Here is an 18,967-nt window from a genome sequence, read left to right as displayed (position 1 = left end):
AATTAAGGAAACCTCTAATAAATCTAACGCCGTACAAACTCCTCGTCAATAGCAAATCAGGTTATATTTCACACCCCACACCCCACACCCTACCCCCACGAAAAACTTTTTCAGCAGACCCTACCTATCGATCCCATGTTTCCCTATTCTAAGCGCACGATCTCTCCACCTCTGGCTAGAGATAATTCTGCTGCCTGGAGGATTTTGACTAATTCCGTCCCTACCGATCCCGAAGATACAGGAGAATCGACACCCGTAGCCACCGACTCTAAAAAATGTTCGCACAATGCTTTTAGGGGTTCACCATCGGCAATAGGGATAGATTCCGTCTCTTGTCCCCGGGGAATAAAATAGGCTTCCTGACGCTCAAAATCGCCCTTTTGTCGGGTTAAAGGCGATCGAGAGTCTAATTCATTAAAAATTAAAGTCCCTTCGCTGCCAACTATCCCTAAACGTCGCTGTTTATCGGGATTCAACCAACAAAGGTGAATAGTCGCTTGAAAACCATCGCCATAGATCAGGGTTAACCAGACTAAATCGGCTAGATTAGGTTGTAGCCAAACCGTTCCTCGTGCCTGAATTAATACTGGTGTACTATTCAACCAATGATTAAAAATCGAGATATCGTGAATAGCTAGATCCCACAAAGCGGACACATCCTGACGAACTGGCCCCAGGTGGGTGCGAGTGGCATAACCATAAAGAGGTTTACCGATACCCCCGGATTGTAGGACTTTTTGTCCAGTGATAACGGCGGGATGAAAAAGATAGGTATGATCAACTAATAAAATACGCTGTTTTTGCGCCGCTAATGCCGTTAATTCAGCACTTTCTTGGGGATTGAGGGTTAAGGGTTTTTCGGCGAGGACGTGATAACCTAAATTAAGAGCATCTTTAATCAGGGGATAATGGCTAATGGCAGGAGTAACGACGACCACAGCCGAGATTTCGGGGTGATTGCGAATAGATTCCCAGTCATTGGCTAAAATAACTTTATTAGTATCGAGATTAAATTGATCCCGACAGAGACGGAGTTTTTCAGGGGAGGGATCAACGATCGCCACTACTTGCGCTGAGGGATGTTGAGAAAAATGACGGACGTAATGCACTCCCCAACGTCCTACCCCTAAGATAGCGATTCCTGTGGACATTTTGCTTACTCAGATAAATCAATCTAGTTTATCTTAAAAGGATTAGGCACAATTGTTAATTGATTCTGAGACCTAGAAGGGATTATGTTAAAATTTTTTATCGATCGAGGGGGAACTTTTACCGATATCGTGGCGATAATCGATCAACCAGAAATTATTGAACGACTAGCTAGAGATGCCGCTAGATTTCTGATTGTTCCCCTTGCCGATCAACAGTGGATTGTTCTCTATAAACTGCTCTCGGAAAATCCCGAAAAATACCCAGATGCAGTCATTCAAGGGATCAAAGATATTAGCGGTTCCCTAGATAACATCGAAGTGATTAAAATGGGAACAACGGTAGCCACCAATGCGCTGTTAGAAAGAAAAGGAGAGCGCACGGTTTTGTTAATCACCAAAGGGTTTAAAGATGCCTTGAGAATTGGCTATCAAAATCGCCCCGATATTTTTGCCCGTCAAATTATTCTTCCTTCTTTATTATACGAACAAGTTATCGAAGTGGCCGAACGCTACGATAGTCAAGGACAAGAATTAATCGCCGTTAATCCCGCCCAAGTTAAAGCCGATTTAATACCAGTTTATCAAGGGGGTATCCGAAGTTGTGCGATTGTTTTTATGCACGGTTATCGTTATCCTGACCACGAAAAACAAGTGGCAGCCATTGCCGAAGAAATCGGCTTTACTCACCTAGCCATTTCCCACCAAGTCAGTCCTTTAATGAAACTGGTATCCCGGGGAGATACCACAGTAGTTTCTGCCTATCTATCGCCAATTTTACGCCGCTATGTTGATAGTATTAGCCAGCAATTACCGAAAACTAGCTTACTATTTATGAAATCCGATGGCGGTTTAGTCACAGCCGATAAATTTCAGGGTAAAGATAGCATTTTATCTGGTCCTGCGGGGGGAATAGTTGGGGCAGTACAAACCAGTTTAAGGGCGGGATTTAGTAAAATTATCAGTTTTGATATGGGAGGAACTAGCACCGATGTTTCTCATTTTCAAGGGGAATACGAGCGGCAAACAGATAACGAAATTGCCGGCGTAAGAATGCGAGCGCCGATGTTAAGTATTCACACCGTGGCCGCTGGTGGGGGTTCGATTTTAGTCTATGATGGTTATCGTTTTCGAGTCGGGCCAGAAAGTGCCGGAGCTAATCCCGGACCTGCCTGTTATCGACGAGGTGGACCTTTAACAATTACCGATGCTAATGTTTTGTTAGGAAAAATTCAAGCTGCCTATTTTCCCGCTATTTTTGGAGAAGAGGGAAATTTACACATAGATAGAGAGATTGTGCTGACAAAGTTTCAAGAATTGGTGGCAATAATGGGGGGTAATAATAGTCCTGAAATGTTGGCTGCGGGGTTTATTCAAATTGCCGTAGAAAATATGGCTAATGCGATTAAAAAAATCTCTCTACAAAAGGGTTATGATCTCAGTGATTATACTCTTTGTACCTTTGGCGGTGCCGGGGGTCAAGTGGCCTGTTTAATTGCCGATACTCTGGGAATGAAAAGTATTTTTCTCCATCCCTACGCTGGGGTTTTAAGCGCCTACGGCATGGGTTTGGCCGATTTGAGGGTAATTAAAGAAAAAGCGATCGAACAGCCGTTAAATGCCGATTTAATCGGGGAGTTACTCCCGGAAATGAACGAATTAGAAGTTTTAGCGGGTCGGGAATTAGAGGGTTATAATCGGGTGCGGCAGCAAGTTAGTTTAAAATATCAAGGCAGTGATGCCACTTTAGCGGTTAATTTTAGCGATCAAATGCGTCAGGATTTTGAACGGGAACATCAAAGACGTTATGGGTTTAAACAAGAACAAAAAGCTTTAATTGTTGAGTCGATTGCCGTGGAATTGATCCAGACTATGGACAGTCCCCAAGAAGCAATTTTAACTCGCACCCGTCCCATGGGAGAATTACCTCCTATCCTCGATCGAGTAGCGGTTTTTATGGCTAATCAATGGCGGGAAACGCCAATTTATCAGCGTTCAGATCTGGAACCTTTTGATTGTCTGGCAGGACCTGCAATTATTATCGAAAAAATTAGCACGATTGTGATCGAACCGGGTTGGATGGCAAAATTAACGGAGAAAAATCATTTAATTCTCTCCAAAGATTAGCTAATTGAACTACATAGAAATATCTACGGCAGTTAACCTAACTGATCAATTCTCATTTCGCCGAGGTATTTACGGAGATAGGGAGAAAAAACCTCGTAAATCAGGGTAAGGGGTTGGCGAGCGTGCCAAAATAGGTAATGACGACCCCAAAATGCTCCTTTTTCCCCAAAAGCTATTTCTAATTCTGGGGAATGACCGTAATAAAGTCCCTGCACATCGCGATACAATTCCGTGTGCAGCCGCGAGAGACTTTCCCAAATCGGTAGGGAACGATTTTCTAGATATTCGTCCACTTGATTGGCGGACCACCAAGAAGCGGCATAGGCTAACCTTTGACCACTGGCTGTGCGTAACCAGACTTGACGACGCAATCTCGGTCCTGGAATCAGGCTAATTTTCATCGGTGCGCCATCCTCATCGTCGCCGATGGGGGACATATCGATCACATCCACTTCCGTTTTTTCACCGGTTAAAAGTTGTAAATGACGGGTGGGAGAACCATCGCCGAGAATTAAAATCTGCCAAGGAGGCGCGAGTTGACTATGGGGTAAACCTTGTTTAACATTGGTTTCGTCTCCTTGCCAGAGAGGGGACAGGGAGTACCAAGGAGGATTAAGCAGGGGCTTTTCTTGGGGGTGGAGGATAGCAGTCAAGGTTTGTTACAAAACTTTATGATTTTTTCATTAATCATAACACGGGATTTTTGTCTGCTGGCGATAAAAGCGATCGCCCTACGCCAATCCTCTCTAAATTTTTCGGTTAGCAGATGCACTCTCGCCAAAGGAGATTGACTATTTTTATTTTAACGATAGAAAGGTATCAATATCTGGAGGAGTTTTTGTAATCTTCTAAGGGCAATTAATTGTCGAATCTTGGGATTAATTTGGGGGGGATAAATGCTGGTGGCTAATTGTTCTTCTAGTAAGGCATATTCTGCCGCAGTTAGGGGTTGATTATCAAGGGGCGAGCGAGCCGAGGTGATAATTTCTGCTCGTAAAACTTCTTCGGGAATATCTTCAGGAGAGGGCAAAGCAAGGGCTTTTAGGGGCGATAAGAAACCGATAGAGATGAGGATGATAATTTTTGTCGTTCGCTGCATTTAATTTAAACCGGGGGGCAATTTTTCTCGACACTGTTGATGAATTTCCCCGATTCTAGCAAACAACCAGGGATATTTTTGACGATAACTGGGAATTAGAGCCAGAGGACTGAGTAGGGCAGTGGCGGCAATATCGGCTACACTTAATTTATCTCCCACCAAATAGGGCTGATTTTGCCAATATTCTAGAATCTTGAGGGCATTTTCTAGGCGCTCTTCCGCTAGTTTTACCCTTGCTGGGGTGATTTTATATTGTTGTCGCACGATCTTAATAATTATTTGACTACTCAGGGAAGAATCGATCGCTTTTCCCTCTCCAGCGCGATAATCATAATAGACAAATCTCGTCGCTACTCCAATACTTTCATCTAACCAATCCTCTAGTAACCAAGCTTGATTTTTCTCCTTTTCCCCAGCGGGAATAAAAGAGGGGAAAGGAACTACTTTTTCTAAATATCTGAAAATGGCAGTAGAATCGGCAATAATCTCATCTGCTGCCATTAAAACGGGGACAGTGGTTAACCCTTTAGTTAGGGGACTGAGTTTGAGAATATGTAGTCCGGGGGTGAGATTTTCTACTTGGTAATCAATCCCCTTATAACCTAGTGCTAAACGAGCTTTGCGACAGTAATGAGAGGTGCTAAATTGAAGTAAAAGCATTAATTGTTATTGGTTGTTAGAGCAGTTATCAGTTATCAGTTATCAGATTTGAGTTTTAAGTTACCAGTTACCAGTTATCAGTTATCAGATTTGAGTTTTAAGTGAACAGTTACCAGTTATCAGTTATCAGATTTGAGTTTTAAGTGAGCAGTATGTATTAAGGGAGCAGTATTATTCCTAATGTGTTTTCACTGATTACTGATCACTGTTTACTGATTACTGTTTACTGATTACTGAATTGCCAATAAATATATACTATGAGCAAACCCTCCCTTTTTTCGGCTGTTTCTCGTCCTTATGCGACTAATTCACAAGCAAAAGATCCCTGGTTAGCGGTCAATCTCTCGATGTTTTTCCCCGGTTTGGGACAATGGTATGCTAACAAAAACCAAAAAGCAACCATTTGGGCGATCGCTCAAGTAATATTAATAATTGTGACAATTTGGTCAATTTTTAGCCCCAATGGCCCTGTAAGCTGGGGATTAGGGGGAATAGTTGCTCTGGTTATCGTTTACATTAGCAATATTTTTGACGCTCACTGGACTGTTTATGATTCCAGACAGAATAACAGCTTAGAGAAAATTCCCCGGAAACAAAAAAACCCATGGTTTGCCGTCTTCGCTAACCGGATTATGCCAGGTTTGGGGCAATTGTACGCTGATAAGGTGAGATTAGGGATAATTTTTCTGACTATATCCCAGATTAGCCTGAAAATGGATCATTTTTTCACCAATATCCTCTTTCTTACCCCTTTAGTTACAGTGATCGCTATTTATCATGTTTATCACACTTTCCCCCATCAATTCCATCCCCATCGTCACACCTATCGTTCCATTTTGGCGCTGATGGTGGCAGCAATTTTTACTTGGGGAATTATCTGTAATTATTTTCCCGATTGGTTACATCAAAGAATAGAATTTTTCCAGATTCCGAGCGAATCCATGCTACCTACCCTCGCAGTAGGTGATCGCATTTTCGTCAGTCAATCTGGTAATTATCAAGCGGAAAGAGGCGATATAATTGTTTTTAGAACTCCCGAAAAAATTAGGCAACTAGATCCTAATTCTGGAGATTTTTTTATCAAACGAGTCATCGCTATTGCCGGAGATACCATTGAAATCCGCAGGGGTAAAGTTTATCTCAACCGGCAAGTTATCGAGGAACCCTACACCGCCGAGTTGGGCAATTATGAAATAGAATTTATGACTGTACCCCCAAAAAATCTGTTTGTTTTGGGAGATAATCGTAACCATAGTTTTGATTCCCATGCTTGGGGTTTTTTGCCGGAAAGTTATATCATTGGTCAAGCCTATAAAGTTTACTGGCCTCTCGATCGTGTCCAGTCTTTGCTATGATGGGGATGACTATTGATTTTCAACTGTCTTCAAGGGGTAATTTTAATCCTATCTACTTATTAGCGAGGAAAAACCTAACCAGAAGAATTTTTCGGTGAATCCTAATTGAGACGCGAGTCTTTGGGAATAACATCCAAACCGAGGAGAACCTTTTGGGTATTGGACATATCGCCGATAATTCTTTGTAGGGGTGGGGGAAGTTGTTTGACTAAAGTAGGAGTTACGAGAATTTTATCCTGTTCCGCTAATTGCGGCTGTTCGAGAACATCAATTATTTCTACCGTATAAAGACCGGATAACTCCTCGCGACAGATCCGAAAAATATTGGCGATCGCCCTTTGGGATTTACTTGAATCACCCATAATGTAGAGTTTGAGAAGATATTGACTCATGATTGCGTGTTATTGAACAGTTTAATGTTGCTGAGACCGATATAGTATTTACGATAGAAAGAGACGAGATAACCCATCAATTCCAAGACCATGAGACGACCTTCGCTAACGTAGGCCTGCGCTTTGGCCAGGGTGACATCCTGATTTTTTTGGCGTAGGGTGGTGGTATGAATGTCCACCACATCGCGAGGACTAGCTTTTAAGAATCCTAGCTTATCAGCTAAGCTTCGCAGTCGTTCCGATAGATTATGTTCCACTTTATATGCTTGTTCTTCTAAAGCTAAATCTAATAAATCTCCGTAATTTTGGACTAATTCTTGAAAAATATCGGGAATACTCTGCCTTATTGCCTCAGAACCGAACATTTTCGCCGTGATGCTAGTTTGTCCTCCCTTGATTAACTGTTCCAGTTCGCGAAATTCTTCTTCCTGTTGTTGATGTTTAAGATTGAGAATATATTGCTGACGCTCGATCGCCACACGAATTTGATAGACTAAAAGACTACTATCGATATTATTTAACTGAATATAACCATCAGCACCGAGTTGAAAGGCTCTAACGACTAATTTCTCATCATTGCTAGTAGTTTGAACCACTATCGGTATAGCAGCGGCTAATTCTCTGGTTTTGACTAGGATATTTAAACCGGGGGGAACAGAGATTTCCAAGCTTAAGAGGATGAGATCAAATTTCTCCCCTGCCAGTTTTTCGGCAGTTTCCTCTAGATCCTGAGCTTGGGTGAGGGTAAAAGTCAACCCCTCAGCCAGAGAACATTGGGGGGCCTTTAACAGCAATCTCTGGATTAATTTAACAGTCGTCGGTTCGTCCTCTATCAATAAAATCCTACAGAGATCCCTAGTCATTGTTAATCGATCGCTAAAATTATCTTTTTTCCCCCTACTCTCATAGTAAGCCCATCTTTGGGAAACTCAAGGACAAAATCACAACATATCTCCGGCAAAAGTGAGATTTTAATGGCGACCTTGCCCTTAAAATCCTTAATTTAACGATTTTTCCTGAAAAAGATCGCTTTTCTACTCCAAGGAAACAATCTATTTCCTTTTTCTCCCCACTTCCCCACTTCCCCACCTCCCCACTTCCCTACTTCCCTCACCTATTTTGACTCAATTCGGCGAATTGCCACCACTGCCGGCCGGGGAGGTTGATTAACTTGACCACTGGGCCAATTCGACCCTAGGGGTACTTGTCGCATTTGTTCAAATTCCTGCCCATTAGTGGTTTTCAGGGCAAATTTTCGGTTTTCAAAGGCTAAATCCCGACGAATTCCCCCCGCTTCCCCCGGATGTTGTACTGCCAAAAATAACGTCTCTTGGTCGGGAGTAAAGTACAATCCCGTTAATTCCGCATCCATGGGAGCGATAGCAAAAGGATAGGGATGCTCTTGACCCTTGGCAAATACCCAAGCGCTATTATTACCAAAAATCCCCAATAAATCCCGTTGACTAACTGGGACTCCTTGGGGATAACGAGTTTTCATCTCTCGATTTAACCCACCCGTGGAAATATCGCTAACCATCCAGAGATTTCCCTGTTGATCGAACGCGAGGTTATCGGGATTAGAAAAACCCGCACCCTTCTCGGTCGGTTCCCCTCCGTAAGCGACCACATCCCAACGAAAACTTAAGGAAGCAGCATCGTTATTATCTTCCCTTAAGCTGATAATCCAACCAAATTCGTAGGGTATTTCGCCATTTGGTCCCTTAAATATCTCCCTATCGGCTCCTCCCTCCGCTTCACTGGGACTACCAGAGGTAAAGGTTATATATAAAGTGCCATTCTCGTCCACTTCCGTATCTTCTGGCCGACCAGTACAAGTGATCCCAACGGCGTTAGCGGCAAAATGAGCATCGATGAGAATTGCTCCCTGTTTTTCCGTTCCATTACCTTCATACAGGTCTGCGAGGGTCTTATATTTAGCTTTGTAGGCTAGAATCTCTTCATCGTCCTTAAATAGCAGTAATTTAGTCTCATTGACCGTTCTTTCGGGATTCGGCAAAGCTACCACCCCATCCCCGCGACTAGCGGCAATTTGACTCGGTAGGACGGGATTGATCTCCGTGTCGGGATTTAAGGGTATCCAATAACCGGTTTTATCGGGGTTGAATTTGGCCCCGTAGAGCATTCCCTTTTCTAGGAGTTTTGAGTTATTTTTGTCTTTAATATCGCTAATTTTGCCCTCGGAGACGAATTTATAGACATGACCGCCTCTGCGATCGCATCCTGAATAAACCGCCAAGGGTTGCCCCGTTTGAGCGAGAAAAGCGACCGCTTCATGGCGAAAACGCCCTAACCAAGTGTGTTTTGTGCCGTAATCGTCGGGATTGGCTGGATCCACCTCCACCATCCAACCGTATTTATTTCCCGCTAACCCAAAAACGTTACCCCGGCCATCCACTTCCCCACTATTGAGAATAAAGGGAGTAGTATCGGGATGCAAAGAGGAACCGTCTTTTAACACTACCTCCGTCACTTGGTCTTGAAAGTTTTCCTCGGCACTAAATACGGTCCCCCAGGGAGTTGTTCCCCCGGCGCAATTTTGAAATGTTCCGATAATTTTTGCCCCGAATCCGTCATCGTAGCCAAGTTTATTGGTTTTGGTAAAAATTGCTACAGCAGGGCCAGTCGCTTTCAGGTAGTGGCCGTCCTTTAGTCCAGAAATACCGGTAATGCGGCGATCGGCTTTACTATAGGTACGTTGCCATTTTCCCGTTTGATCTTTAGCTAAGGAAATTACGCCAATTCCCTGATCAATTAATCCTTCTAGGGAGATTTCCTCGATTTTTGCCCTTAAGGTGGCATCTTGCAGGTGATAGGCGGCAATTTCACCCTTTTCGTTCGTTTTTTCCCGTACTTCCTTGACGGGTAGGGTTTTACCGATCACTTGTTCAAAGGTTTGTAGCCAAGTACGACCACTGATATATTCAAAATTAACGGTTAGATAACCTTGACCCGGACTGGTTTCGATAAAAGATAGATAATCATTGTTATAACCGAAACGGGAATCACCCACTTTATCCCCCCACTGTGCCAGCACATCATAGGTGAATCCTTGCGGAAGAACGAGATCATCTAGGACTTTATAGGTTTGATAGGCACTTTTTTGGCTTTCATCGCTCATCCCGTCAATTTTTAAGGGAATTGGCAGTTTGACTGGAGAAAAGTTTAACCCAAAACTATTGGCAGCGATCGCAGGACTGCTAATCAGAGAGGAATATTTTTTCTCTTGCAGACTGAAAAAAGAGACACCGGCAGTGGCAGTTAAAAAGGTGAGGAAATTACGGCGAGAAATACTCATATTTTCAGGAATAAAGTCAAAACTGGTGTTCAGACCTTGATTAGGTTAAATTTTATTACATAAACTTGACATAGGTATTATATATTATCCAAGTTATGACTAAGTTAACAGCCAGTTAAAAGTAATCAGTAAACAGTAATCGGTGCAAAGACAGTAGAAAACTGCCATAATCAGTAAATAGTAATCGGTGCAAAGACAGTAGAAAACTGCCATTTAATACCGCTCACTTAAAACTCAAATCTGATAACTGAAAACTGAATAGGGGTTTAGCAAATGTCTAACGAAACTGTAACTTATTCCCTAGAAACCGTTCTGACAAGGATTGAGGGAAAAATCGATAACCTACAAAGAGATGTTACTCAAAAATTCGACAAAATCGATGAACGTCTCACAAAATTAGAAATCGGACAAGCAGAACTCAAAGGAGAGTTAAAAGGAGATATTAAAGCTTTAGATGAGCGATTGACCACGGAAATCAAGGGATTAACGGCACGGATTGCCTATCAGGAATTTACTAACCGGGGGATTTTAATCGCTTTAGTCGTCGCTATTTTGGGTGGTGCGGCTAAACTTTTTGGTTTTTTTCCTAATCCCTAGAAGTGGCTACCAGGCACGGCTAGGAGCAAGATTAATGTCATGAATATTTCGATAAAATTCCTTGTAAAAAAGCGGTAGTTTTTAAATCAATCCCTGTAATTGCCGTACCAACAACTACCGAATATGCACCAACTTCTAGGGCTTTTTTGGCTTCTTTTGGAGTCGATATTCCTCCTTCACAGATAACAGGAACTGATAAATTATTAACTAATTCTTCTAGGAAAGAAAAACTCGGCGGCTGCAGCTGTTTAGTTGCTTCTGTGTAACCGTAAAGAGTTGTACCGACAACATCAGCACCAGCTGCCACGGCATAAATAGCACTTTCGATCGAGTCTATATCTGCCATGACTAATTTACCAGTTTCCCGATGAATACGAGCGATAATTGTGGCTAAATTTTCATCATTAGGACGCTTTCTTGGGGTAGCATCCAAGGCAATTATATCGGCACCGGCATCGGCAATGGCCAGAGCATCTTGATATTTGGGAGTAATATATACCGAACAATCGGGATAATTGCGTTTCCAGAGCCCAATTATCGGTATATCCGGCAATTGTTGACGGGTGGCTTTCAGATGAGCGGGACTATCAATTCTTACCCCACAAGCACCCCTATCCACGCAAGCATGAGCCATGGCGGCAATAATTACAGGATCGTGCAGAGATGACTCCACTGGCGCTTGACAGGAGACGATTAAACCCGATTTTAAGGTTTCTATTCGCATAAATTGGGGTGTAGGGTGTGGGGTGTGGGGTGTGGGGTGTGGGGTGTGGGGAGACTTTTCAGTTATCAGTGAACAGTAAACAGTAATCAGTGAACTGATAACTGTTTACTGATAACTGATAACTAACCCCACCAGCAAACTTTTTGCCGCAAACCTTACTTATAAGCAGCAATACACTGTTCAACTAAAGCGGTTACTGCGTCCACATCTTTCCAACCGAGAATTTCTGTGACTTTTTTCTCTAGATTCTTATAGGTTTTGAAAAACTCGGCGATTTCGTCCAAGCGATGGGGAGAGACATCTTTGAGAGATTTTACCTCTGCATAACGGGGATCTTTAGCGGGAACACAGAGAATTTTTTCATCGCGATCACCACCATCGATCATTTCTAACATACCAATGGGACGCGCTGTAATCACACAGCCGGGGAAAGTAGGCTGATCCATGATCACCATACCATCTAAAGGATCGCCGTCATCGGCGAGGGTATTGGGAACAAAACCATAATCACAGGGATATTGTACCGAAGAATAGAGAACGCGATCGAGAGCAAAGGCGTTTAAATCCTTATCAAACTCGTATTTATTCTTACTACCAGCAGTAATTTCCACTAAAACGTTAATTAAACCGGGTTTCGGTTGGGCAGGAATGCGCGATAAATCCACAAGCTTTCTCCAAATACAAGACAATAGCGCCTTTAGAGTCACCTAAAAGCGCAGGCAAAATTAAAAGACACTTTGATTGACTCCGATCCAAATTTTACCCACAAGGGGGATCGGGACGAAGAAAAAAATTTTATCTTGGCAATCGTCTATCTCAATTCTGTCACCTCATTTGCCTCGTTAGGGAGTAGGATGTGTTACCGGTAAGGGGTTCTTCGGTATAGTTAGGCGTGGAGTTATATCCAATCGCTAACAAGGGTAACGTTAGGGTCAGAATTGCGATCATAGTTCCGAGTAAATTGGCCCACCTATGACTAGGAGGTTCGGAAGTCTTCCCTGACGGGTTGCTTGATTCCATAAAGGGGTCGTGTTGAACTCGACAAGTAAAGAATACGAGAGATATACAGAGCAGTCAGCCATCGGCCCTGAGCTTTTGACAAATTACTGCTATTTTTTGCCTTTGGGCTTGGTTAACGTCTCGTTAAAAAGCGAAACATTAACAGCAATACTCTCCCTACTAATTATATTTTACCAATTCTTTTCCAATAGTTCACTCTGATACTTTTCTTGACGATCTCTCCAGATCATGGTCTGTTGGTGTTTGTCCATGTCATACTAAATCAGTTTTTAATAACTGGATTTAGTATCAATCCACAAAAAAAATGTCTGAAAAGCCCAAATATTAAGCGATTCAAACATTTTCTCATTGCAATCGGAGGGTGATATTGACTTTATGTCTTAACTTCGAGCTTACGATAGAAACCTAGCTGTTAATGTAGCCTATTTAACCAAAATATCGATTTTTTGCTGATTTATCGGGATAGACAATCACCTTTTCTTAGAAATTATCCGAGTTTAGAGACAATTGGTTAGCTAATCTCCCAATAAGCTAGGTCTCAGAGACCAGCAAGGCATCCTCAAGCCTTGATTTGTCCTTACTTGTCATGGACAGCGATCAGGGCAAGTGGGGTCAATCTACCAATGTTTACATCATAACTCGATCGAGGGAGAAAAGCCAAGAACCTGGGAGAAAACTGCCGATTTATCCTGGCCAATATTATCGCTCAGATCGGCCTAGATGATGCCGTCAGTCATTCTTCAGCGAGAAACCACCCCGCTAGAGGATTCCGATTCTAGGGGGAGAGAGGGTTTAATTATCCCGTATTTTGTCTCCTCTGGGGTCACTTGACGGATAACCTCCAAAGCTTCCTTGATCATTACTGCCATGGGAACTGCGACAATCACCCCCAGTAAACCGCCCACTCGCGCCCCCGTCAAGACCGAAACCAACACCCAAAAGGGATTTAACCCGGTGACACTGCCCAAAATCCGGGGAGCAATGCCGTTTTCGACAATTTGCTGCACCACTACAGCTACGGCTAAAACTTGCAGAGCTAAACCAATATCGCGCAAAGCTAGTAAAGCTGTCACCGTGACAATGCCTACAGTTCCCCCAAAAGGGATTAAGGCCATGGTACCAATCAAGAGGCCGAATAGAAGACCAAAAGGGACTTTAATCGATAAAAATGCCGTGACTAATCCCAGGGCCATGCAAGTGGCACAAATCACCTGGCCGACAAAGTAATTCTGAAAACTTAAGCGTAGGGTTAGGGAAAAGGGTTGTTGGACGGGTTTGGGCAACCATTGGATAATACTCCTCCAGATATCGGGACTGTGGAGAAGTAGATAAAAGGTGAGGATAATGGTTAGCAGCACATCAAGCACTCGCACCACGGTAAAAACGGTGAGATTAAGGGCTAAATTAACGCTTCTTCCCGCTAAAATTTGCAATTCTGCCCCTAAACGACTGTTAAACTGAGCGATAACACCATCGAAACTGATCGGAATCGGTAGATTCATCGTGTCGATTTTGGTATCTAGTTGCATCAGTTGGCGCTGTCCCGAGTCTAACCATTCTGGCAATCTATTGACAAATTGCTGCGCTTGGGTAAAGACTAGGGGAACTAGGGTGATTCCCACGGCCACAAAAATTAAAATCGTGATCAGGGAAACCACGATCGCAGCTAAACCCCGTTTTAATCCCTGACGTTCCAACCAAGTCACTGGATAACCCAAGAGAAAAGATAGAACGGCCGCTATCAGTAAAATAACAAATAAAGATTCAAAATAGCCAAAAATTGCCGATAATGCCCAGGCATTCAGAACTATAAGTGGTGCAGCTAGAGCAATCACCAGTAAGCGAGATAGGGAATTCAGGGATTGCCACCACGTCTGAACCCAATTGCGTTTCGGGGGAACGACTTTAACTTCCACCATGAAGCCTCTTAAAGGGTTTGTTTCAATACTTGTATTCTGACAGATCGAAGCCGAACTCGCTAACTCAACCCGGGGAAGTGGGAAGATGGGGTGTGGGATGCTGACAGGTTTAGGTTTACTACAACAACCTTATGGGTGTAACGGGGCATCCTGCCGACATTTAAGGTGAACGGCTCCGTTAGGCTGTAGATCTAGTCACTCCATACTTGACAAGACAATGCAGTTGCATTACCATCAAGAGCTAGTTTTTATGGACAAGCTTAGAGGTCGCTATAGCTGCAACGATGGCCCCATGCCCAGAATCCACTCTTACTGATCGCTATCAGACTACAATTCCCGATTCTGTTCGCAAAGCCCTTGGCTTGAATAAGCGCGATAAAATCTGCTACAACATACAGGCCGACGGTAAAGTATGGATTTCCAGGGCTGATGGGACAGAAGAAAATGATCCACTGCTTGGGAAATTTCTGAATTTTCTTGCCCAAGATATGGAACAGAACCCTCAACACATACAGGCAATTAGTTCTAACCTAGTCAATCATGTTCAATCTTTGGTCTCTGGCGTTGATCTGGATCTTGATGAGGACGAATAAGGTTGTCTATAGATCAGCCGGATAGGTGCTAAGATAAGAGCAGGAGCAAAACTTTCAAATACAGGAGTGTATGCCATGCTTGAGGATCAGGGTTCTATCTTGAAGGAGCGAGATTACACATTGATCATTGACAAAAGTGGAAGTATGTCAACTAAGGATCAGCAAGGCGGCAGAAGTAGATGGGATGTGATGCAGGAATCCACTTTTGCTCTAGTCACCAAGTGCGAAGAGTTTGATCCAGATGGAATTACTGTCTACTTCTTCTCATCTAAATTTAGACGCATTGAAAATGTTACTTCTAGTCAAGTTTCGCAATTATTTAAAGAAATCTCTCTTGTTGGTCGCACTGAGATGGCACTTGTTTTAGAAGACGCTCTACAAAACTATTTTCATCGAAAACAAGAGAAGCAAACCAAGCTAAATGGGGAAACAATACTCGTTATTACTGATGGGCAGCCCGACAATAAAAAAGCGGTTGCTGAAACGATCGTCAAAGCGACTCAGCAAATGGAAAAAGATGAGGAGTTAGCAATCTCTTTCATTCAAATCGGAAATGATCCTGATGCAACAAAGTTTCTTAAGTTGCTAGATGATGAATTAAAAGGTGCTGGAGCTAAGTTTGACATTGTGGATACAGTTACGATTGAAGATATAGAAGACGAGAACCTTTCATTGGTTGATGTTTTACTGAATGCAATTCTTGACTAACTACAGAGAGAAGCTATGGGTGGAATTGATGAATTATTCGACAAAGAAAATCCAGCGTCTCGGCCAAGAGATTCTCAGCCTGGAAAAGGTTCAGATGATCAATCTAATCTGGATTGGCAGAATTGGTTAAGTCGGTTTGGTAGTAGTTTAGGTGAAACTGAAGCAGGAAAACAGTTTGAGCGCTGGACAAAATTGCAAAGAAAATGTGCCGAACTGCAAAAAGTCCTTTCACAATATCAAAGTTTGGATCTATCTAAAGCCAAAACGCTTCTTGACAGAGCGGATAATGTCCTTCGGCAAGATCGGGATTACCAAGTCGTAGTGATTGGTGAAACAGGTGCTGGTAAGAGCAGCCTTCTGAACGCTCTTTTGCAAGAAAGACTGCTTCTGACTGGTGGTGGAGCAGCAATTACTGGCACAGCTATCTATGTCTATCCCAATCAAAACGTGGATTTTGACAAAGCTGAACTTTCTATCAGAACTCAAGATGAATTCAAACCGCTACTACTTGGTGTAGCTAGTCATTACCTTGATGAGCAAACAAGGGCTAGTTTGTTTGGAGATGAAGCGAGTATAACTGCTGCTAAAGTTATCGATCTAGCAACTAATGGAGACATAGCTGAAAAGTTACCGGATAATTTTCCAATTGATAAACGACAACGTATTGTAGATGAAATTTTAGACATTGCAAATACATGGGAGAAAATTGACACTATTAAAAAATCGATTAAAATAAAGTTTAAACTTCCAGAAGATCAGAAAAAACTTAACACTTACTTAGAAGAAGGTGGTAGTCGAAATGGAAAGGACAGTGATCAAAGAGTGATTCCTGCCATCAAGTGTGCAAAGTACTATCTAAAGCCGAAAGATAACATCTATTTGAATGGTAAAACATCTAGCAATGTTGTTTTTATTGATGTTCCTGGATCGGCAGCAAAAACTCTAAGACACACGGAGATTTTACGACAGGAACTTAAGAATGCTAATGCAGTAGTGTTTGTGGTTAATCCCGATAGACCTGCTGAAGAAGAAGGTACTTCTATCGCAAACCTACTAGATAAGTACTTATTCAGTGGCTATACGGCTGAAGAAAAAAGCAAATTTGCTAATCGTGTATTCATTGTTGTAAATAAAGCCGATCAGATAAAGTCTGAGGAAGATGAAACTCGACTAAAAAAATCATTATCGGAACTCTGCGAGATTATTGGCGATACAAATTTACTGAAATCTAGATATTTTAGGATTGTCGCAGAAAAGTCAGTACTTGCTCTAATTCTTAGACAGAAGATCGAACTGACTGACGAGATTGAAAAGGACTTTTACGCAACTTTAGCAAAATGCCTCGCTGAAAATTTAGGAAAGGCCAATCCTAATAAGCTAGATGAGGAAAGTGGAATACCAAGTTTATTAAAAGAGCTGAATACATTCTTGAGTAAGGATCGTGTTAAGCTCATGCTTGATGAAGGAGAATTATTTTTAGAGAAGGCGGAAAACGATATCAAGCTAACCTGTCGTCAAATTCTTGGATTAGAGCATCAGGAAATTTCATCTGAACAACTAGATGGACTTGGATTGACAACGAAAGTTTTTTGCGATCAGACTCTAGAACAAGATCGAAAAGAACTAGAGAAAGCCAGGAAGGCTCTGATTAAGTTTGTGAAAGCTTGGATTGACAGTGAAGAGCATCAGGGAGAGGTTTCAAGCAAAGTTACAAGCATCTTTACTAAATTAAAAGACTCTATCAAGGAGCCAGCTAAACGCTTGCTAGATCCAGAAGACAGAGATGGTGCTCTTCATATTACCCTCTCACACGTTACTGGCAAATCATATCCAAATGTTGATTCTCCATTTCTTTTGCTGTCAACTGAAGAAAAATTTCATCGGGCTGTTGAGGAAAATAGTAGAGATTTAGCCGACTACTATTTTCATAAATTCGATGACAAAGTTCGAGATATAAAAATCGGTGAGCTAATTGAACAGAAATCTTATGAGCAGGAATATATCAAAAAACTAGCTCTTGACAAAGAAATTCAAGAATCCAAGCAGCAGGTTTATGGGAATTTTCTAGCTATCTGTAAATGGGTTCTCATGTACGAACTGGTCAAAATGCCTATTGATTTACCTCTTGATCCGTCTGCGGATGATGTGAGTCATAACCTTTCAGTACAAGTATTTAAAAAAACATTCAGTGAAATTGCACCTGAGTTAGTTTTACTGAGTAGTGACGCAATTCAAAGTATGATATATGGAATTCTACCCTTCCCTCTGAATAAGCTTATCGAAGTCTCTGCTCGTTTAGTTAAGCAGAAAGTTGAAGAGCCCACTGATGAAGATAGCGAGAAAAAGCCACCAAAATCCACAGAGAGCAAGCAAAATCTACCTGAAAAATTACTAGACAAGATAGATCTTGAAGAAAAAGTGGCTGAATATGGTAAGATTAACGATACAGAGAAATTAACTGAGCTTCTCCAAGAACAGTTTGCTTTTCGTTACAGCGTTGCTGTTAGTACGGCTTTGATTTATTTGGAAAGATTGTTTAGATATGAACTGGGGAAATATTACCAGAAATTAGGAGAAATCAACAATCGCCTAATCGGAATGCATCAGTCTGCTGTTAACTTGAATCATGAAGATATTCTAAAACAACTAGGTAAAAAACATACTGACATGAGCCAAAAGTTTGAAGATGCGTTAAACTGTTTGAAAAGGCTTTTGGAATTATCAACCATGTAAGTTTTGGGAAAGTGCAAATGCAGCCTAACAATCCTGTTGGAGCGGACTGTTTAGAGACCTCGGTTGTGTTGCTAAGGCTACTGGCATCCGCTCAACTGGAACGTTATACTGAATCAGTTTTTAATAGCATGATTAACTGCCAATCCAACTTGAAAAACCCGCTCCCTTCTCCCCACTGCTGTGACAAAAAACAACTATCCCCCGATAGCGATCGCAAAAGATTTGTGGTTCTTCGGTTTGTCTTATGCAAAGTACAGGATTATTAAGGAATGAAACTCTTATAGAGAAAGACATTTGGCGATTTTTGTCAATTGTTTTTGATCTAGAGCGAACTAATCAATTAAGTCTCTTGCCAGATAAGGATTTAGTCGATTTATGCCCCCCTATCGAACCATACCAAGTAACGAAGAGCCATATTTATTAATAAAAATAATTGGAACCCGATCAGTCTTTAAACCTCTAGCTTGATCATGACTTTTCTGATAAATATCTTTTTCTGGCTCCTGTCTGGCTTACTGAAATATCAGTCTAGCACCGAACAAAGTACCCCCCCTAGTTCACCTCCGTTCCCCTGTC

At 42.1% G+C, this 18,967-nt stretch carries 17 protein-coding genes; 6 read left to right on the top strand and 11 right to left on the bottom strand.

The window, feature by feature from the left end:
- Positions 1–143: 143 nt before the first annotated feature.
- Positions 144–1,151, bottom strand: coding sequence for a Gfo/Idh/MocA family protein (locus tag H6G40_RS02990; protein WP_069475561.1), 1,008 nt, complete (start codon positions 1,149–1,151; stop codon positions 144–146).
- An 84-nt stretch (positions 1,152–1,235) separates the two neighbouring features.
- On the opposite strand from H6G40_RS02990, the gene H6G40_RS02985 reads away from it, so the two are divergent.
- A complete protein-coding gene (locus H6G40_RS02985) occupies positions 1,236–3,275 on the top strand; it encodes a hydantoinase/oxoprolinase family protein (protein WP_069475562.1) in 2,040 nt (679 codons plus the stop codon).
- A gap of 32 nt (positions 3,276–3,307) precedes the next feature.
- On the opposite strand, the gene H6G40_RS02980 is transcribed toward H6G40_RS02985, so the two are convergent.
- The 3 genes from H6G40_RS02980 to H6G40_RS02970 all read right to left on the bottom strand — a co-directional run bounded on the left by H6G40_RS02980 (position 3,308) and on the right by H6G40_RS02970 (position 5,034).
- Positions 3,308–3,928, bottom strand: a complete 621-nt coding sequence (locus H6G40_RS02980) for a chorismate lyase (protein WP_069475563.1) — start codon at positions 3,926–3,928, stop codon at positions 3,308–3,310.
- Between the two features lie 149 nt (positions 3,929–4,077).
- A complete protein-coding gene (locus H6G40_RS02975; RefSeq protein WP_002733251.1) occupies positions 4,078–4,374 on the bottom strand; it encodes a hypothetical protein in 297 nt (98 codons plus the stop codon).
- The gene (locus tag H6G40_RS02970) at positions 4,375–5,034 is read right to left on the bottom strand and encodes a glutathione S-transferase family protein (protein ID WP_002734265.1); all 660 of its coding nucleotides are present in this window, start codon (positions 5,032–5,034) and stop codon (positions 4,375–4,377) included.
- 257 nt (positions 5,035–5,291) lie between these two features.
- Here H6G40_RS02970 and lepB point away from each other — a divergent pair, with 257 nt between their 5' ends.
- Complete coding sequence (gene lepB / locus H6G40_RS02965) at positions 5,292–6,389, top strand: signal peptidase I (protein ID WP_002734848.1); 1,098 nt, start codon at positions 5,292–5,294, stop codon at positions 6,387–6,389.
- Positions 6,390–6,490: 101 nt separating this feature from the next.
- On the opposite strand, the gene H6G40_RS02960 is transcribed toward lepB, so the two are convergent.
- The 3 genes from H6G40_RS02960 to H6G40_RS02950 form a co-directional block, all read right to left on the bottom strand.
- Positions 6,491–6,781 carry a circadian clock KaiB family protein gene (locus tag H6G40_RS02960; protein WP_002734286.1) on the bottom strand — a complete coding sequence of 97 codons (291 nt, stop codon included), beginning with the start codon at positions 6,779–6,781 and terminating at the stop codon, positions 6,491–6,493.
- Entirely contained in the window at positions 6,778–7,644 is an 867-nt protein-coding gene (locus tag H6G40_RS02955) for a response regulator (RefSeq protein ID WP_002731846.1), read from the bottom strand. Before H6G40_RS02955 ends, H6G40_RS02960 begins: the two co-directional genes overlap by 4 nt.
- A 251-nt stretch (positions 7,645–7,895) precedes the next feature.
- Positions 7,896–10,097 (bottom strand): PhoX family protein, encoded by a 2,202-nt coding sequence (locus H6G40_RS02950; protein WP_069475564.1) that lies wholly within the window; start codon positions 10,095–10,097, stop codon positions 7,896–7,898.
- Between the two features lie 273 nt (positions 10,098–10,370).
- Between H6G40_RS02950 and H6G40_RS02945 the strand changes: the two genes are divergently transcribed.
- Entirely contained in the window at positions 10,371–10,694 is a 324-nt protein-coding gene (locus tag H6G40_RS02945) for a DUF4164 family protein (RefSeq protein ID WP_002734910.1), read from the top strand.
- A gap of 37 nt (positions 10,695–10,731) precedes the next feature.
- Here H6G40_RS02945 and H6G40_RS02940 read toward each other — a convergent pair whose 3' ends face one another.
- From H6G40_RS02940 to H6G40_RS02930, 4 genes are all read right to left on the bottom strand, one after another.
- On the bottom strand, positions 10,732–11,418 hold the full coding sequence (locus tag H6G40_RS02940) for an N-acetylmannosamine-6-phosphate 2-epimerase (RefSeq protein WP_069475565.1): 687 nt from the start codon (positions 11,416–11,418) through the stop codon (positions 10,732–10,734).
- Positions 11,419–11,573: 155 nt separating this feature from the next.
- The gene (locus H6G40_RS02935) at positions 11,574–12,083 is read right to left on the bottom strand and encodes an inorganic diphosphatase (protein ID WP_002732961.1); all 510 of its coding nucleotides are present in this window, start codon (positions 12,081–12,083) and stop codon (positions 11,574–11,576) included.
- A 160-nt stretch (positions 12,084–12,243) separates the two neighbouring features.
- Positions 12,244–12,438 (bottom strand): TLTLP motif-containing protein, encoded by a 195-nt coding sequence (locus H6G40_RS24250; RefSeq protein WP_012267246.1) that lies wholly within the window; start codon positions 12,436–12,438, stop codon positions 12,244–12,246.
- A gap of 740 nt (positions 12,439–13,178) precedes the next feature.
- The gene (locus H6G40_RS02930) at positions 13,179–14,357 is read right to left on the bottom strand and encodes an AI-2E family transporter (protein WP_069475566.1); all 1,179 of its coding nucleotides are present in this window, start codon (positions 14,355–14,357) and stop codon (positions 13,179–13,181) included.
- Positions 14,358–14,641: 284 nt separating this feature from the next.
- Here H6G40_RS02930 and H6G40_RS02925 point away from each other — a divergent pair, with 284 nt between their 5' ends.
- The 3 genes from H6G40_RS02925 to H6G40_RS02915 all read left to right on the top strand — a co-directional run bounded on the left by H6G40_RS02925 (position 14,642) and on the right by H6G40_RS02915 (position 18,391).
- A complete protein-coding gene (locus tag H6G40_RS02925) occupies positions 14,642–14,950 on the top strand; it encodes a type II toxin-antitoxin system PrlF family antitoxin (protein ID WP_002733815.1) in 309 nt (102 codons plus the stop codon).
- Between the two features lie 75 nt (positions 14,951–15,025).
- Positions 15,026–15,658, top strand: coding sequence for a VWA domain-containing protein (locus H6G40_RS02920; protein WP_002775082.1), 633 nt, complete (start codon positions 15,026–15,028; stop codon positions 15,656–15,658).
- 15 nt (positions 15,659–15,673) lie between these two features.
- Positions 15,674–18,391 carry a dynamin family protein gene (locus H6G40_RS02915; protein WP_190537260.1) on the top strand — a complete coding sequence of 906 codons (2,718 nt, stop codon included), beginning with the start codon at positions 15,674–15,676 and terminating at the stop codon, positions 18,389–18,391.
- Positions 18,392–18,967 lie beyond the last annotated feature (576 nt).

The sequence above is a fragment of the Microcystis viridis FACHB-1342 genome (assembly GCF_014698335.1).
GTDB lineage: Bacteria > Cyanobacteriota > Cyanobacteriia > Cyanobacteriales > Microcystaceae > Microcystis > Microcystis ichthyoblabe_A.
This window is presented reverse-complemented; position numbering and strand designations above follow the sequence as displayed.

Excerpts from the sequence above, each read along its gene's own strand:
- H6G40_RS02990 (WP_069475561.1), bottom strand. The coding sequence starts at position 1,151 with ATGTCCACAGGAATCGCTATCTTAGGGGTAGGACGTTGGGGAGTGCAT.
- H6G40_RS02985 (WP_069475562.1), top strand. The coding sequence starts at position 1,236 with ATGTTAAAATTTTTTATCGATCGAGGGGGAACTTTTACCGATATCGTG.
- H6G40_RS02975 (WP_002733251.1), bottom strand. The coding sequence starts at position 4,374 with ATGCAGCGAACGACAAAAATTATCATCCTCATCTCTATCGGTTTCTTA.
- H6G40_RS02970 (WP_002734265.1), bottom strand. The coding sequence starts at position 5,034 with ATGCTTTTACTTCAATTTAGCACCTCTCATTACTGTCGCAAAGCTCGT.
- lepB (WP_002734848.1), top strand. The coding sequence starts at position 5,292 with ATGAGCAAACCCTCCCTTTTTTCGGCTGTTTCTCGTCCTTATGCGACT.
- H6G40_RS02960 (WP_002734286.1), bottom strand. The coding sequence starts at position 6,781 with ATGAGTCAATATCTTCTCAAACTCTACATTATGGGTGATTCAAGTAAA.
- H6G40_RS02955 (WP_002731846.1), bottom strand. The coding sequence starts at position 7,644 with ATGACTAGGGATCTCTGTAGGATTTTATTGATAGAGGACGAACCGACG.
- H6G40_RS02950 (WP_069475564.1), bottom strand. The coding sequence starts at position 10,097 with ATGAGTATTTCTCGCCGTAATTTCCTCACCTTTTTAACTGCCACTGCC.
- H6G40_RS02945 (WP_002734910.1), top strand. The coding sequence starts at position 10,371 with ATGTCTAACGAAACTGTAACTTATTCCCTAGAAACCGTTCTGACAAGG.
- H6G40_RS02940 (WP_069475565.1), bottom strand. The coding sequence starts at position 11,418 with ATGCGAATAGAAACCTTAAAATCGGGTTTAATCGTCTCCTGTCAAGCG.
- H6G40_RS24250 (WP_012267246.1), bottom strand. The coding sequence starts at position 12,438 with ATGGAATCAAGCAACCCGTCAGGGAAGACTTCCGAACCTCCTAGTCAT.
- H6G40_RS02930 (WP_069475566.1), bottom strand. The coding sequence starts at position 14,357 with ATGGTGGAAGTTAAAGTCGTTCCCCCGAAACGCAATTGGGTTCAGACG.
- H6G40_RS02925 (WP_002733815.1), top strand. The coding sequence starts at position 14,642 with ATGGCCCCATGCCCAGAATCCACTCTTACTGATCGCTATCAGACTACA.
- H6G40_RS02920 (WP_002775082.1), top strand. The coding sequence starts at position 15,026 with ATGCTTGAGGATCAGGGTTCTATCTTGAAGGAGCGAGATTACACATTG.
- H6G40_RS02915 (WP_190537260.1), top strand. The coding sequence starts at position 15,674 with ATGGGTGGAATTGATGAATTATTCGACAAAGAAAATCCAGCGTCTCGG.